Raw genomic sequence first — 15,644 nt, forward strand, 5'->3', positions numbered from 1 at the left:
TGAGCCAGCGGCAATACCTCGGCATTACCACAGGTAGTAAATAATCCTCATCCGTAGATGATCGTGGTGACATGGATAATTTTAACGAGGGGCAATTTTAATTAACCTGCTGCAGACATATCTTGATGTGGGGCAGTTTCTTCCGCATTGCTGGTAGTGTTCTGATATTTAGCAAAGAAAGCATCGGTAATCTGGTGCAGAATTTAGTGATTTAGTCCGCGTGGGCATTCTATCCGTGTGGCAAAATAGAAACCGATGAATTCAAAGGAGTCAGCCTGTGTTGGGAAAACTACGAGCACACCTTGTGCGCCAAGGGCCTGCGCTGCTGCGGGCCCCGCTGAAAATTACGCCTTTTGCTTTGCAGCGTCAGGTACTGGAACAGGTACTAAGCTGGCAGTTTCGCCAGGCGCTTGAGGATGGCGATCTGGCGTTTCTTGCTGGTCGCTGGCTGAAGATTGAAGTGCGGGATCTCGCATTACAATGGTTTATGACAGTGGAAAACGGTAGGCTGGTGGTGAGCCAACAGGCGGACGCGGACGTCAGCTTCAGTGGTGATGCCAACGATCTTGTATTGATCGCTGCCCGTAAAGAAGATCCGGACACGCTGTTTTTCCAGCGTCGACTGCGTATTGAAGGGGATACCGAATTGGGCCTGTATGTAAAAAATCTGATGGATGCCATCGAGTTGGAATCCATGCCGACATTGTTACGAGTGGGTCTGCAACAACTGGCCGATTTTATTGAAGCTGGGCAACAAGAGGGCGCGGAGCAGACTTCCCGTGCCGTGGTATCGTGTTGATCCGTACCGAGATCCCAGTAGACGCACCGGGGATCGATAAACTGCTGCGTGAGTCTTTTCCCAGTGATGGGGAAGCAAAGCTGGTGCAACAACTGCGTGAAGACGGGTTACTGACGTTAGGTATCGTCGCGACCGATGATGAAGGTGGCGTGGTGGGCTATGCAGCATTCAGCCCGGTAGATATTGAAGGGGAAGATCGTCAGTGGGTCGGTTTGGCTCCTCTGGCTGTGAAAGAAGATTTACGTCGTCAGGGCTTGGGCGAAAAGCTGGTATATGAAGGTTTGGATGCGCTAAATGAATTCGGTTATTCCGCCGTGGTGGTACTGGGCGAGCCGGCATACTACCAGCGTTTTGGCTTCAAACCTGCGGCTGATGCTCAGCTGTATTGCCGTTGGCCGGGTTGCGAAGCGGCATTTCAGGTTTACTCACTGGCTCACGATGCTTTGGAGGGCGTCACTGGGCAGGTCAATTACGCCGAAGCCTTTAATCAGCTGTAATTATTGCGGATTTCTCCGGTAACAGTAAATCGGCTACACACGAAGGCTGGTCGCGTACCAGCCTTTCTTTTTGTTTTTTTGTCAGCTGTTTCAGGCGGTATTCTAGTTTTAGCGCGGTGGAGCGATCGCCAGCCACGCAGTGAAAAACCAGGGTCAATTCTCCTTTTCCTCGCAAAGCTTTAGCGCCTTTACCTGACTGATGCTGTGCCAGACGGCGCGAAACATCGGTAGTGATACCGGTATATAAACTGCCTGTGGCGGTACGAATCAGATAAATAGACCAGATGCTTTCCGACATAACGCTCTCTGTTGAATGAGGGGCGGGAATATTATCGTCGGAATCTGAATTGAGGCACGGTTTTTTTATCGGGTATGAATTACCGGAGGAAACAACGCGGACGGCAAAGGGATTGCCGCCCGTGAAGCTACTGCTTATTTGGTTTTATCTGCCAGAGCAAAGCGAGGTGAAACCAGACCGTAGAGCGTCCAGCCCAGGAAGGTCACAATCGCGCCCCACATCATGGCTTCTTGACCTGAGCTATACAGGGCGTAAAAGCTATACATGGCACCGGTAAAGGCAATGATATTGGCTCGACGCGCCTTAGCTGCCGGTACGTTAGCGGCTTTTTGAATGATAACCAAAGCGGCCATAGACAGAATATATGGAATGATGTTGGTTACGACCGCCAGATTGACCAGCACGTTGAACTGTTTATTCAGCGATGGGCTGATGGTCATCAGAGACAGTACGCTCTGAATAATGACTATGGTCAACATGCCTTTGATCGGCGCATTGGCTTTGCTCACTTTGGAGAAGATTTTCGGGAAGAAACCTTCGTCGGCAGAGGATTTGAATACCTGCGCGATAGTGAACTGCCAGCCGAGTAGTGAGCCTACGCAGGACATAATCATTAGCGCCATAATTATTTTACCCACGGCAGGGGTAAACATATAGGCAAACGCCAGACCGAAAGGCGCAGTGGAATTAGCCAGATCCATGTTTGGTACGATACCGGCAATCACGTTGGTCGAAATAATGTAGATAAAGGCCGCGCCTAAAGTACCGCCAAGCACGGCGATGGGGACATTACGCTCAGGATTTTCTACCGCATCGGTATTGGCACAGGCTGATTCCAGACCAAGGAAGGCCCACAACGTCATGGAGATGGAAGAACCGATAGCTTCAAAGGTTGGGAAACCGTGTGGGTTCCAGGCGGCGACATAGGCATCGGCGCTAAACCACCACCAACCGATAACTGAAATACCCAACACTGGAATGATGACGCCCCAAATGGTTACGCTACTGATTTGGCCGGTAATGCGCGCGCCGCCAAAGTTAGCGACTGTTGCTAACCAGAGGACACCAATGGTCGCCAGACAGATCCCTAGCGGGCTGAGCGTGGTGCCCAGCAATTCAGTGCCGTAGCCAACGGCAGAAATAGCGATGGCGATATTGGCGATCAGCAATGATGCACCGTAGGTATAGTTCGCCATAAAGTTGCCGGATTTACCAAAGGCATATTCGGCGTAGCCGCCCATACCGCCAGATTTACGGCTGAACATACCACATTGGGCGAAAGCATAGGCTAGCGCCATGGAACCTACGGCGGTGACAAGCCAGGATACGATAGAAATGGTGCCGACTTCGGCGAGTTTGGTTGGTAGCATAATTATGCCAGAACCCATCATGTTAACCGCCGTCAGAATGGTTAACTGTACTACGCCCATCTTATTATTAGATTTACTCATATTATTTTCTCTTTTTATCTTTCAGAGACTGCGGAGATAAATATCCCCGCAGGTTTGAGTGTCATTTTTGGTGTTGTATAAATAAAGTATTTATTACTGTTTCATCATGTAGCCGTAGGCGCGATTCCAGCCGTCTTCGTCTACTTGTAAATACACGCCTTGTAACTCCGGTGCAAAACCAGGTAATAAATTGATGCTTTCTTCTAATGCCAAGAAATAACGTTGCGCTGCGCCACCCCAAACTTCCCCAGGAACGACACACAATACTCCCGGTGGGTAAGGAAGTGCGCCTTCTGCGGCAATACGACCTTCTGCTTTACATAATGGAACCAGCTCTACGTGGCCACGAACAAATTCAATATTGGCATCTTGCGGGTTCATCATGACTTTAGGGAAATATTGTTTACGGAACATTTCTTTCTGCAATTGTTTTACGTCGTAGCTGACGTAAAGGTCGTGCATTTCCTGACACAGACGGCCAATGGTATAACCTTTATATCGGGCTTCATTATTTCTATAGACTGTCGGTAATACGTCGCTTAATAAAGCATCTTCTTCAATGAAACGTTCGAATCGGGCAATTTGTGCAACCAGATGCTGCATTTTTGCCAGGTCTTCTGCTGGTGTTAATAAGAATAGAATTGAATTAAGGTCACATTTCTCTGGCACAATGCCATTTTCCCGCAGGAAGTTAGCCAGAATAGTGGCTGGAATACCTGATTGAGTATATTCACCGGTATTAGTATCAATTCCTGGCGTAGTTAATAAGAGCTTGCAAGGGTCAACAAAATATTGGGAAGCTTCATATCCTTCGAAAGCATGCCATTTCTCACCGGGTATAAAGTTAAAGAAACGCAAGTCTTGTGCCATGGTTTCAGTGTCATATTCTTGCCACGGTTTTCCGTCTACGCTCACCGGAACGAAAGGCTTAATCATTGAACAGGTATTTAACAGCATTTTACGGGCTTCAATACCGTTTTTAACACATTCCAACCACATACGGCGGCCGCTTTCCCCTTCATGCATTTTCGCATTGACATCCAGAGCGGCGAATAATGGATAGAATGGGCTGGTGGATGCATGCAGCATAAAGGCGTTATTAAAGCGCTTATGATTACAGTAACGATCCTGGCCTTTAATATGTTTATCTTTTTTATGAATTTGCGAGGTTTGAGAGAAGCCCGCCTGCTGTTTATGTACTGACTGCGTCACAATAATACCCGGATCGTTTTCGTTTAGCTCCAGTAATAATGGTGAACAATCTTTCATCATTGGAATAAATTGTTCGTAGCCAACCCAGGCGGAGTCGAACAGAATGTAATCGCATAAATGACCAATTTTATCGACAACCTGACGAGCGTTATAAATGGTACCGTCGTAAGTTCCCAATTGGATAATTGCCAGACGGAAAGGACGAGGCGCATTAGCACGTTCTGGCGATACGCTACGTATTTGTTCACGCAGATATTTTTCTTCAAAACAGTGGGCATCGATACCGCCGATAAAGCCAAACGGGTTACGAGCCGTTTCCAGATAAACTGGTGTTGCACCAGCCTGAATTAAAGCACCGTGATGGTTGGATTTATGGTTATTACGGTCAAACAGAACCAGATCGCCACGGGCCAGAATCGCATTAGTTGCGACTTTATTAGAGGCTGAAGTCCCATTAAGAACGAAATAGGTTTTATCGGCATTAAATACTTTTGCCGCGTGTTTTTGTGCATCGCAAGGCGCGCCTTCATGAATCAGCAAATCACCTAATTTGACATCGGCGTTGCACATATCAGAACGGAAAATTGTTTCGCCATAAAAATCGAAGAATTGGCGACCTGCAGGATGTTTGCGGAAGAACTGACCGCCCTGATGACCCGGACAGGCGAAAGTAGAATTACCCATTTCAACGTATTTTGTTAGTGTGTTGAAAAATGGTGGTAATAGCTCATTTTCGTATTTTTCGGCAGCAGATTCTAATTGTTTGCCGTAGAACCCAGTGTTGTCACCGCACAGTTCAAATACGCCATTGAGAGAAGGTAATACATCGTTATTTAGCTCTTCTTCACAGCATACAGCAGCGAAAATAGGAATGTTAAACCCTAATGCGTGAATGGAATCAATAACGCCATTATTTATATCTTGAACTGATAAAACCACCGCTGAAACGTCGGTAAAATCAGTATGTAAAACATCAACAATTTCCCGCTGGGTTTCAAAACAAGAGATTGCTGAAGCACTTGCCGCAATATTTAATTTTTTCATTTTTGCTCTCTTTTATTTAGGGTATATCAACCCGTCCAACTTGTAGGTACGTTGGATTTCGTTTTATTAATTTTTTGTATAGCAATCCACATCAATGACATCGAGCCATTAATTATTTGAAATGCTATTTTGCGCCTGCACTGTTCCCTACCTAAAAATAAATAGGCAAAGAATTCCTTAGGCCGTTAGATTACGACACAAGGTTACATCACGAATTGATTGGATAAGTTAATGCACGATTTATTTTGACAGATAAAAAATGTAAATCTGTAGGTTAAATAAATCGATTATTAAGCATCATTTATGAAACAGGCAATAGTTAACCGACGCCAAATGCATTTGCAATTTTCGCACAAGCTAAATATTGTGTTTATGACAATGACGATCCAAAAAATACGGATGTCATCGCAGGAGGGATATTATCTGTAATGGAAATAGGAGAAGTTAAAATAGCTACGATGAGCCGGCATCATAAGATGAGTTGTCCGCCTTATATGTGCCATCTTCTTGTTATTATTTTCCATTTTCGTAACGTCTCTTTGTTTTTGAACAATGGGTTGATGCGGGCTATTCTAGCGATAACACTTATTCATTCCGTGATGTATGTCACGTTTTGTTCTGGTTTTAAAATGTGTTTTGACTAAATTATGAATATATTTACTTTTTTATTCATCTATTTCGGTTTTTATGCGTTCTTATGACTATTTTCACAAGAAGGCAGTAAGTTATATTTAACATACCAGATACATAGAAATATCCTAATAGGGTTATTAATAGAATTGAGAGCGCACTCACCCGTGAGTTGTTTTCTATTTGTTAATTCTTATTAATTAAATCTTAATTGAGATTTATCCCGTTTTTCTGCATATAAATGCAAAGTGGGTTTATATAAGAAATGATAGCTAAATCACTATTAGATACAATTTAGTTATGTCTTTCTGCTATTTCATCCATCAGATAACAGAACAATCGTCCTCTCTAAAGGGAAATCTTGTCTGGCTCATTTCGCGTTTTGTTGTCGGGTTCGGTTACACTGAAATGATAATGCAGAGGAGTTCTCAGTGAATAATCCAGATGATTTACAGGTGATTAGCCAGTTTTTGCTGAAGCAGCATGTGCTGACGTTGTGCGCAAGCCACGCGGGCGATATGTGGTGTGCCAACTGCTTTTATGTTTTTGAACCGCAGAAAATGGCGTTATTTCTGATGACGGAAAGCCAGACTCGTCACGGTGAACTGATGCAGAAAAACCCTCAGGTGGTTGGCACTATTGCTACGCAGCCTCGCAGTGTAGCCTTGATTAAGGGCGTGCAGTATCAAGGAGAGATTAGTTTGCTAAGCGGTGATGACGATAAGTTGGCGCGTCAGCGTTACTGTCGGCGCTTTCCTATCGCAAAAGTGGCCTCTGCGCCAATCTGGCGGCTAAGTTTGCAAGAAATCAAAATGACGAATAACACCTTGGGATTTGGCAAAAAGTTGTACTGGGTACGCGACTCCGTGTGAACCCCCAAACATCAGGCTGGTTTATGCCATAGTTCTATTATATTTCATTTGCGTATTGTCTTCATGGGGGCCTTGTTTCCATTCAAATATTATCTTCATCCGAATCGTGTTTTCATTTGGGTATTGTCGTGGAAAAGTATCCGCGTTGTTCTGGCACGATGCTTTCCCTGCGCGGTTTCTACGATCAGGCTATTCTTATCTTATTCATGGAGTTAAGGAGATTTAATCGTGAAGGTTTTATTATTGGGCGCGAGCGGTCTGGTCGGTGGGGAACTATTAAGATTACTGCGGCTAGATGCCAGAATTAGCCACATTATTGCTCCTACGCGTAAGCCTTTGCCGGTAATGAATAAATTGACCAATCCGCAGGCTGAAGATATTAGCGCTTTGCTGAAAACCTTAAGCGACCCGGTGGATGCCGTTTTTTGCTGTCTGGGTACTACCCGTAAGCAGGCGGGGACTCAGGCGGCGTTTCGCGCAATAGATTACCGTTTAGTGGTAGAAACGGGGGAAACCGGCCTGCGACTAGGTGCGCGCCATATGTTGGTGGTGAGCGCTATGGGAGCCAATCCGCATTCCTGGCTGCTTTACAGCAGAACTAAAGGCGAAGCGGAACGGGCGTTGAGTCAGCAGGGGTGGCCGCAACTCAGCATATTCCGGCCTTCTATGCTGACCGGTAAACGCCCGGTGCCGCGTCTGACCGAGCGTTTGAGTGCGCCGCTGTTTGCTGTGTTACCGAAAAGATGGCGCGCAATTTCCGCAAAAAATGTGGCGCAGGCGATGTTGCAGCAGGCTTTTACGGCTACTCACAGCGGCACCGTGATTATCGAATCGGCTGCCATGCAACCGGAGGGAAAAATCTCGAATAACCGATCTGTTTCCTAGAGTATGACTACCTGATTATCGTAGGCTAGGGCAACGTTGGCTGGCAGCGAGTTGTTCATCAGCCAGCAATCCAACTGGTGGCTGATATGGGTGAGCAGCGTATTTGCCGGGCGTAATTGCCGGTGGATCGCCAATGCCATATTCACATCATTATGGTTGCGTGGAGCATTGGTTTGCGGTGGGTGACTGCAATCGATCACCAAAAGATCTAAAGGCAGCCCAGCCAGAAATGCGCGAGTAGATTCTGGCAGACCGGCGGTATCGGTCAGATAGGCCAGCGTTCGGCGCGGGCTTTGGCAGAGATAACCAAAGGTTGGTTTCGAGTGGTTAAGCGGCAAGGGCGTTATCTGTAAACCGGCGATGTCCAGCGGTTGAAAAGGGATGAGCGGCGGTTGGAAATCCAGTATTCCAGAGTGTTTGAATAGGTCGTCACAGCCGTCGGCATCCGGCGGGCCATAGACGGGAATTGGGTTGGAATAGCCCCAACGTAACGGAAATAACCCCTGGACGTGATCCATGTGATAATGTGTAAGCCAAAAACGCTGAATTTCGTCTGCAGAAAAACGTTCTCCTAACGTCGGTAAACCGGCATCAATAAAATGCGATTCCCCCTGATAACGCAGCATGGCGCTGCATGGACCACGCCGAAATCTGGGCTGCTGCCGGGCGCGCTGGCAGGCTGGGCAATCGCAGCCGAATGCCGGAACCTGCTGTGCTCCGCCGGTTCCCAGAAGGGTTAGCTGCATTTTATTTTCCACTCATCAGCTCCTGCGAATGCGTATTTGCCATCAGTTGAATCAGATTTTTCAGCCGGTGTAACGTATCGGTTAGCGAACCATCATTATCTAGCCGTACACAATGAGCAGGTAAACGTTGCTGATAATGCGCAGCTCTTGCCAGACGTTCAGCGATTTGAGACTCATTTTCGCGCCCACGCTGTAGTAAACGTTGCCGTAAAATTGCCGGAGATACCACTAGGCACACCGGCAACAGGCGGTGCCCATAGCGTTGCTGAGCGTGGGAAAGATGCTCCCTTGAGCCATTGGCCACCACATCCAGCCCTTTTTCCAGCCACAGGTCTATTTCCGCGCCTAAGGCATAATGATGCTGATGTGCCTGCCAGTTTAAGGCAAACAAACCCTGCGCTTGGCGCTGCAAGAATTCCTCTTCGCTCAGCGCAATATGATTTTCAGCACCGGCATCAGCCGGGCGGGTGATATAGCGGTGCGCGACCAATATCTTGTGATGCTGGTCTTTGCGTAGCGCGGAAAGCAGGCAATCCTTGCCAGCGCCGGATGGCCCCATCAGATAGATTAAGTGCGCCATCAGAACACCCGAATGCCTTGACGCCAGACGTTTTGTACGTAGACGTGTTCGCCCTGATTTCTCGCCAAAACCAGATCTGCTCGTTTCCCTTCTTCAATGACGCCGCGATCGGTTAATCCCAATGCGCGAGCCGGGTTGCAGGTCACCAAAGCTACCGCCTGTGGCAGAGAGAAAGCGTTGCCTGCATCCTGCGCAATACGGAAAGCGGCATCCAGCAAACTGGCTGGATAGTAATCGGAAGAGAGTATATCCAACACGCCTAATGTGGCCAGCTTATGGGCAGCAACATTGCCGGAATGCGAGCCACCGCGCACGATGTTGGGCGCGCCCATCAGAACTTGCATACCGTGCTGATGAGAGGCTCGCGCCGCCGCTTCAGTTGTGGGAAATTCGGCAATAACGCTACCTAGCGCCTGGGATTCAGCAACGTGCTCGGCGGTGGCATCATCGTGGCTGGCGAGAGAAATATTACGCTGGCGGCAATGGGCTGCAATGGCACTGCGGTTTGGCGCGGACCAGCGAGCGGATAGATTGATTTGTTCTTCTTCAAACTGCGCCATTTTTTCATCATTAAGATGATATTTGCCCTGATAGTATTCCCGATATTTTTCACGGGAGGCGAATTGACGCTGACCCGGCGAATGATCCATCAGGGAAACCAAAGATAGCTCTGGCTGATCCATCAATTTCTCAAATAATGGCAGCGTGGTGTGGTGTGGTAATTCACAGCGTAAATGAATACGATGTTCTGCCCGATTTAAACCAGCGCGCTGACTATTCACCACCGCGCGAATCATTTTCTGTAAATTTTCCAGCCGATGACCGCCGTCGCGCACATCGCCCACCGCCACCGCATCCAGCACTGTGGTAATACCGCTGGCAACCATGAGCGCATCGTGGCTGCTCATAGCAGAATGTGCGGGCCAGTCTACGTTGGGACGCGGAGTGAAGAATTTGTCCAGATTATCGGTGTGTAGCTCGATCAATCCTGGCAATAGCCAGCCATTGTCACCGTCAATGGCTTGAGGCAGTTGGCTGGGGCGATCGGTAAAACTGCGAATCATCCCGTCATGGATCTCCAGCGATCCGGCTACCACGCGATCTTGCAGAACCAGTTTCACGTTATTGAGGATCATGCAGGGATCTCCTGAATGGTGTCGAGCTGAGGCGGCGTCATGATCTGCAAGCGATCGCTGACGTGCTGGCGTACGGCCTCATCATGGAAAATGCCAACGATAGCCGCGCCTCGCTGTTTGGCTTCATCTATCAGGCTGACCACCGCCGCGCTGTTGACGTTATCCAGTGAAGCCGTTGGTTCATCCAGCAGCAAAATTGGGTAATCGACGATAAAACCGCGGGCAATATTCACACGCTGTTGTTCACCGCCGGAAAAGGTAGAAGGAGCCAAATGCCATAGACGTTCCGGCACATTTAAGCGCGTAAGTAATGACGCCGCTCGTTCCTGACAAATGTGGCGTTCAACGCCTAATTCCAACAGTGGCTGCATCACGACATTCAGCGCGCTGATACGTGGAATTACACGTAAAAACTGGCTGACCCAGCCCAGAGTGTGACGGCGAACCGCTAAAATCTGGCGGGCTTCGGCATGTACCATATCGATCCATTCGCCTTGGTGTTTTATCCAAATATGACCGCTGTCCGGCAGATAGTTGGCGTAAAGAGAGCGAAGCAACGTTGATTTGCCACTACCGGAATGACCGTGCAGTACGACACATTCACCGCGCTTTACCACCAGTTCTGCCTGATGGAGCACCGGTAAGCGAATGCCCTGTTGCTGATGTAATACGAAGGTTTTACTGAGGTTTTCAACCCTTAATTGCTGATTCATTATCTATTCCCGCAAAGGCCGAAGGATGTCGCGTCGAGGTGTGCATCAGTTTTGCAGCACCGATGACACTAACAGTTGGGTATAGGCGTGATGCGGATCGTCCAGCACCCGATCGGTTAAGCCGCTCTCAATGACTTTCCCTTCTTTCATCACCAGCAGACGGTGTGCTAGTAAGCGGGCGACGCCCAAATCATGGGTCACAATAACTACCGCCAACTGCATTTCCACGACCAGACTGCGCAGTAAATCCAGCAATCGCGCCTGGACTGAAACGTCTAACCCGCCGGTCGGTTCATCCATAAACACCAATTTGGGATGCGTCACCAAATTCCGGGCGATTTGCAGCCGTTGCTGCATGCCGCCGGAAAACGTCGTCGGCAGATCGTCGAGGCGAGAAATCGGAATTTCGACGTCTTCCAGCCAGCGTCCGGCCTGTTGGCGAATCTCGCCGTAATGACGCTGGCCAATAGCCATTAAACGCTCGCCAATGTTGCCTCCCGCGGATACCTGCGGGCGCAGGCCGTCGAGAGGGTGCTGGTGAACCACGCCCCAATCGGTACGTAACAGGCGGCGACGCTGGCTTTCTGCCATCGCGTACAGATCTTGTTCCTGCTGCCCGTCGGGTCGATAAATGATTTGACCCTCTTGAGGAGCCAGTCGCGCGGAAATGGATTTTAGCAGCGTGGTTTTCCCCGATCCGGATTCACCGACAATCCCCAGAACCTCGCCGGGATAGAGCTGAAAAGACACATCGCTAAAACCTTTGCCCGGAGCATATAAATGGGTCAGATTTTCCACTGAAAGTAACGGAGTCGCGGCTAGTTGTGCAGGCTTCATCAGGTATTTACCTCGGATTTTCTGGCCGGAGCGGTATCGCTAAGTTGTTGTTGGCAATAATCGTTATCGGAACATACAAACATGCGATTGCCGAGATCATCCAATACCACTTCATCCAGATAGCTGTGGCGTGAACCGCACAGGGCACAGGGTTCGTCCCATTGCTGGATGGCAAAAGGATGATCGTCAAAATCGAGGCTTTCCACTTTGGTAAACGGCGGAAGGGCATAAATACGCTTTTCCCTGCCTGCGCCAAATAGCTGTAATGCTGGCATCATATGCATCTTCGGATTATCAAATTTGGGAATGGGAGAGGGGTCCATAACGTAGCGATCGTTAACCTTCACCGGATAGGCGTAGGTAGTGGCAATATGACCGTAGCGGGCGATATCTTCATACAATTTCACCTGCATTACGCCATATTCTTCCAGCGCATGCATTTTGCGGGTTTCGGTTTCTCGCGGCTCGATAAAGCGCAGTGGCTCAGGAATGGGAACCTGATAGATCAGAATTTGATCCTCCGCCAGCGAAGTTTCCGGAATGCGGTGGCGAGTCTGGATCAACGTGGCATCGGTAGTTTTTTCCGTGGTGGCTACGCCGCTGACCCGCTGGAAGAAGTGGCGAATAGAAACCGCGTTTGTGGTGTCATCGGCTCCCTGATCGATCACTTTCAGGACGTCGTGGCGGCCAATCACGCTGGCGGTGAGCTGAATACCACCGGTGCCCCAGCCATAAGGCATCGGCATTTCTCTGCCGCCGAACGGCACCTGATAACCGGGAATGGCTACGGCTTTCAGAATAGCTCTGCGAATCATGCGCTTGGTTTGTTCGTCCAGATAACCCAGATTGTAACCGGTGAGAACCTCAGTCATGGTGCGGCTCCTGATGCTCGGCCAGATACTCGCTGCGCAGGCGTTTCAGCAGTTCAAGTTCGGCCTGAAAATCAACGTAATGGGGCAATTTAAGATGGGAAACAAAGCCAGCGGCCTCGACGTTATCAGCGTGAGACAGCACAAATTCTTCGTCCTGCGCTGGGCTGGCGATGCTTTCCCCGTATTGCTGGGTTTGCAGGGCGCGATCCACCAAGGCCATCGACATGGCTTTCCGCTCCGCCCGACCAAACACCAGACCGTAGCCGCGGGTAAAATGTGGTGGACGATCTTCCGGATCGACAAACCCGTTAACCATTTCACACTCGGTCAGCAAGATTTCGCCAATATCAATGGCAAACCCCAACTCCTCTGGCGCGATCGATACCGTCAAATAACCGCTGCGGATCTCGCCGGCAAAAGGATGCGTACGGCCATAGCCGCGCTGGGTGGAATAGCTCAGCGCCAGCAAAAATCCTTCGTCGCCGCGTACCAATTGCTGCAAACGCGCAGAGCGACTGCAAGGGTAAACCGGCGGATCGCGGGTGATATCGTCGGGCTGTTGCCCGTCATCTTGTTCCACTAATGCAAGTTGTTCCTGAACTAATAAATCAAACACATGGGCGCAGTTCTCCGGTAGCGCTTCTCCACCTTTTGGCGCTGCAGCCACATCGCCGGAGGCCAGCAGGGTGAAATCCAACAGGCGATGGGTGTAATCATAAGTAGGACCAAGAACCTGTCCGCCGGGCAGATCTTTGTAAACTGCCGAGATCCGCCGCTCCAGCCGCATATTGGCAGTATTCAGCGGCTGGCTGACGGCAAGGCGAGGCAAAGTCGTACGGTAGGCGCGAAGCAGGAAGATCGCTTCCACCAGATCGCCTCCGGCCTGTTTGATCGCGAGAGCGGCCAGTTCAGGATCGTAAATTCCACCTTCTGTCATTACCCGATCCACTGCCAGACCCAGTTGTTGCTCGATCTGCTCGCAGTCGATCGCCGGGATTTTGGGATCACCGCGTCGCTGATGAGCCAAGAGTTGATGGGCGGCCTCGATGGCTTTTTCGCCCCCTTTTACGGCTACGTACATCAGCACACCTCTACTTGGGTTGTTCGGGGAATGGCCATCAGATCTTCCCCACAGGCCAATAGGACATCAATTCCGGTGGGGAAAATACTTGGCCGATTAATCAGATAGTTCAGTACCGTCGCAGGTAGGTGGGGAGCGACTTGACGCTGTTCTTTAATACCGGGCCCGCGCAGGCGTAATGGCGTGCCTTGTTGCAGGTTATCGACCTGAATAATCAGCGTAATGGAGAACTCCGGCGACACTTCATCGCCCGTCGGGCAGTTCTCCAACTGTTCAGTGGCTATGTGGTGACGAAATACCGCGAAAACCGCCTGCTGAGTGGCGATAGCTTCCGGCGCGCCGGTATGAAAACGTAGGTTTTGCCGAACCGAATCGTTATTTAAATCGCCATCTAGATAAACGGCGGTTTCCTGATCTGCCAGCGTCAGCAACACGCTGGTTGCCGCTGGGTTAAGCGCTTTCCACCCCTGACGATGTGGCAGAGTGACCTGTATACCCGGTTCGCTGAGCGCTTTGAGGATTTGGCGAAAGGCGCGTTGGGAATCGTCAATGGGTTGATCAAAATGATTAAGCAGTGTCATCAGTCTTCTCCTCGCACTAAAGTGAAGAAGTCGACTCGACTGGTGGCAATGGCGCGAGCCCGCTGCTGACGGCGCTCTTGCTGCAATGCTGCCAGCGGGGTAATCACCGTTTTTTGCAGCAATTCGTGCAGCGCGGTTTGCTGTAGCAGCGCATCCAACAGTGCGCAACGTTCGGCATGGGGTTTATTGCGTCCGGCAACATAGCTATAGCCATAAATTTCATCGTTTTCTTCCAGTCTGACTACCGCGCGAGTGATGGTCATGTCTCCGAGAATAAAGCGTCGTCCGGTAGCGCCCATTCTGGCCTGTAACTGGTTTAGGCCGATTTCCGGCGCGCGGATAACCTGATAGCGTGGGCTGAGATTCAGCGTCTGCCAGTGAGCGAGCAGGTCTTCAGACTGGCTGTGAGCCAATACTGACATCCAGCCCTGCCGAGTAGAGATACTTTCCATTTAATGCTCCATGGTCAGTTCGATCATGTCGGCGCGAGTCAGGCTGACGGAATATTCCGCAACTTTATTGCTATCGGCATGAATATTCAGAGTACGCACACACAGCAGTGGCGCGTGGGTGGCTATTTCCAGCAGACGGCTTTCTTTCGCCTGTGCGCGACGGGCGCTGATACGCGTCTGGCTTCGGTTGAGGGATTGACCCAATTGCTGGCTAATGAACTGATGCAAAGAGCCAGAGGAAAATTGCTGTAGCACTGGCCACCAAGCGAGATCGGGCAGGTAGTGATCGATTACGCACACCGGCACGCCGTTAACCCGACGCAAAGTGCGTAGGTGAATCACGCGTTCCCCTTCGAGCAGCGACAGTGCTGTGGCGATGTGATCGGTGCAGGGACGTAGCACCGCCAGCAACCGCTCGCTGGTAGGATCGCTGCCTTGTTGTAGCAGGTTTTGGCTGAATCTGGCCTGAGCGTGCAGCGGGTAATCGTAAGGGCGCATGAGCACCAAAATACCAATACCCTGACGGCGCTGTAGCCAGCCGCGCTGCACCAGTTCGTCTACCGCCCGACGCAGCGTATGGCGGTTAACCTGATAGCGATCCGCTAACTGTTGTTCAGAGGGCAGATAATCGCCGCAGCGATAGTTACCGCGCAATTCTTGCTCCAATTGGGCGGCAATTTGCTGATAGCGGGTGGGGAAACTGGTCGGTTGTCTAGATAACTGCATGGCAGGTATAACCTCCCTCAATGTAAGAAGCCCAATCCCCTGTGCTGAACAATGTGCTGAACAATGTGGTGGAGAATGAGTAAGCGAAATCACGGGTTGGCATCATAGAATTTACTCGTTAACGATCTGCCAACTATGCTGGCAAGCTTTAATGACAGTTCGGTTATGCTCAGATGGCATAACGATGAATCTTTTTAGCTACGGGAAGGAGGAAGGAGAAGAAAGAGGACAT

18 protein-coding genes are annotated in these 15,644 nt (G+C 49.8%); 4 read left to right on the forward strand and 14 right to left on the reverse strand.

The features are described 5' to 3' along the window. Positions 1-277: 277 nt before the first annotated feature. Entirely contained in the window at positions 278-799 is a 522-nt protein-coding gene (ubiT, locus tag AD970_RS12505; protein ID WP_049599464.1) for a ubiquinone anaerobic biosynthesis accessory factor UbiT, read from the forward strand. Continuing rightward, positions 793-1,296 carry a GNAT family N-acetyltransferase gene (locus AD970_RS12510; RefSeq protein WP_049599467.1) on the forward strand — a complete coding sequence of 168 codons (504 nt, stop codon included), beginning with the start codon at positions 793-795 and terminating at the stop codon, positions 1,294-1,296. Before ubiT ends, AD970_RS12510 begins: the two co-directional genes overlap by 7 nt. Here the strand turns inward: AD970_RS12510 and AD970_RS12515 are convergent. From AD970_RS12515 to speFL, 4 genes are all read right to left on the reverse strand, one after another. Beyond that, positions 1,283-1,594, reverse strand: a complete 312-nt coding sequence (locus AD970_RS12515; protein ID WP_049599469.1) for a GIY-YIG nuclease family protein — start codon at positions 1,592-1,594, stop codon at positions 1,283-1,285. The two genes, AD970_RS12510 and AD970_RS12515, sit on opposite strands and share 14 nt — an antisense overlap. Before the next feature lie 134 nt (positions 1,595-1,728). Next, positions 1,729-3,045, reverse strand: a complete 1,317-nt coding sequence (potE, locus tag AD970_RS12520) for a putrescine-ornithine antiporter (protein WP_049599472.1) — start codon at positions 3,043-3,045, stop codon at positions 1,729-1,731. Positions 3,046-3,138: 93 nt separating this feature from the next. Next, on the reverse strand, positions 3,139-5,301 hold the full coding sequence (gene speF, locus AD970_RS12525; RefSeq protein WP_049599475.1) for an ornithine decarboxylase SpeF: 2,163 nt from the start codon (positions 5,299-5,301) through the stop codon (positions 3,139-3,141). Between the two features lie 419 nt (positions 5,302-5,720). After that, positions 5,721-5,825, reverse strand: coding sequence for a leader peptide SpeFL (speFL, locus tag AD970_RS19670; RefSeq protein WP_115175270.1), 105 nt, complete (start codon positions 5,823-5,825; stop codon positions 5,721-5,723). Positions 5,826-6,362: 537 nt separating this feature from the next. Between speFL and AD970_RS12530 the strand changes: the two genes are divergently transcribed. Then, entirely contained in the window at positions 6,363-6,803 is a 441-nt protein-coding gene (locus AD970_RS12530; protein WP_049599477.1) for a YhbP family protein, read from the forward strand. A gap of 225 nt (positions 6,804-7,028) precedes the next feature. After that, positions 7,029-7,688: a Rossmann-fold NAD(P)-binding domain-containing protein gene (locus AD970_RS12535; protein WP_049599480.1), complete on the forward strand. Its 660-nt coding sequence runs from the start codon at positions 7,029-7,031 to the stop codon at positions 7,686-7,688. Here AD970_RS12535 and phnP read toward each other — a convergent pair. Genes phnP through phnF form a run of 10 tightly spaced genes read right to left on the reverse strand, consistent with a single transcriptional unit; the run spans position 7,685 to position 15,412 of the window. After that, a complete protein-coding gene (gene phnP / locus AD970_RS12540) occupies positions 7,685-8,434 on the reverse strand; it encodes a phosphonate metabolism protein PhnP (protein ID WP_049599572.1) in 750 nt (249 codons plus the stop codon). The two genes, AD970_RS12535 and phnP, sit on opposite strands and share 4 nt — an antisense overlap. 1 nt (position 8,435) lies before the next feature. Continuing rightward, positions 8,436-9,014, reverse strand: coding sequence for a ribose 1,5-bisphosphokinase (gene phnN, locus AD970_RS12545; protein WP_049599481.1), 579 nt, complete (start codon positions 9,012-9,014; stop codon positions 8,436-8,438). After that, complete coding sequence (gene phnM / locus AD970_RS12550) at positions 9,014-10,150, reverse strand: alpha-D-ribose 1-methylphosphonate 5-triphosphate diphosphatase (protein WP_049599484.1); 1,137 nt, start codon at positions 10,148-10,150, stop codon at positions 9,014-9,016. Before phnM ends, phnN begins: the two co-directional genes overlap by 1 nt. Beyond that, positions 10,147-10,863 (reverse strand): phosphonate C-P lyase system protein PhnL, encoded by a 717-nt coding sequence (gene phnL / locus AD970_RS12555; RefSeq protein WP_049599487.1) that lies wholly within the window; start codon positions 10,861-10,863, stop codon positions 10,147-10,149. The genes phnM and phnL overlap by 4 nt, the downstream gene beginning before the upstream one ends. Positions 10,864-10,908: 45 nt before the next feature. Beyond that, positions 10,909-11,700, reverse strand: coding sequence for a phosphonate C-P lyase system protein PhnK (gene phnK, locus AD970_RS12560; protein WP_049599490.1), 792 nt, complete (start codon positions 11,698-11,700; stop codon positions 10,909-10,911). After that, on the reverse strand, positions 11,700-12,572 hold the full coding sequence (locus tag AD970_RS12565; RefSeq protein WP_049599492.1) for an alpha-D-ribose 1-methylphosphonate 5-phosphate C-P-lyase PhnJ: 873 nt from the start codon (positions 12,570-12,572) through the stop codon (positions 11,700-11,702). Before AD970_RS12565 ends, phnK begins: the two co-directional genes overlap by 1 nt. After that, positions 12,565-13,653, reverse strand: coding sequence for a carbon-phosphorus lyase complex subunit PhnI (locus tag AD970_RS12570; RefSeq protein ID WP_049599495.1), 1,089 nt, complete (start codon positions 13,651-13,653; stop codon positions 12,565-12,567). Before AD970_RS12570 ends, AD970_RS12565 begins: the two co-directional genes overlap by 8 nt. Beyond that, a complete protein-coding gene (gene phnH / locus AD970_RS12575) occupies positions 13,653-14,234 on the reverse strand; it encodes a phosphonate C-P lyase system protein PhnH (protein WP_049599498.1) in 582 nt (193 codons plus the stop codon). The genes AD970_RS12570 and phnH overlap by 1 nt, the downstream gene beginning before the upstream one ends. Further along, positions 14,234-14,686: a phosphonate C-P lyase system protein PhnG gene (gene phnG, locus AD970_RS12580; RefSeq protein ID WP_049599500.1), complete on the reverse strand. Its 453-nt coding sequence runs from the start codon at positions 14,684-14,686 to the stop codon at positions 14,234-14,236. The genes phnH and phnG overlap by 1 nt, the downstream gene beginning before the upstream one ends. After that, positions 14,687-15,412, reverse strand: coding sequence for a phosphonate metabolism transcriptional regulator PhnF (phnF, locus tag AD970_RS12585; protein ID WP_049599503.1), 726 nt, complete (start codon positions 15,410-15,412; stop codon positions 14,687-14,689). It abuts the gene before it with no gap. Positions 15,413-15,644: the final 232 nt, after the last annotated feature.

Origin of the sequence: Yersinia nurmii, from assembly GCF_001112925.1 — a bacterium.
GTDB lineage: Bacteria > Pseudomonadota > Gammaproteobacteria > Enterobacterales > Enterobacteriaceae > Yersinia > Yersinia nurmii.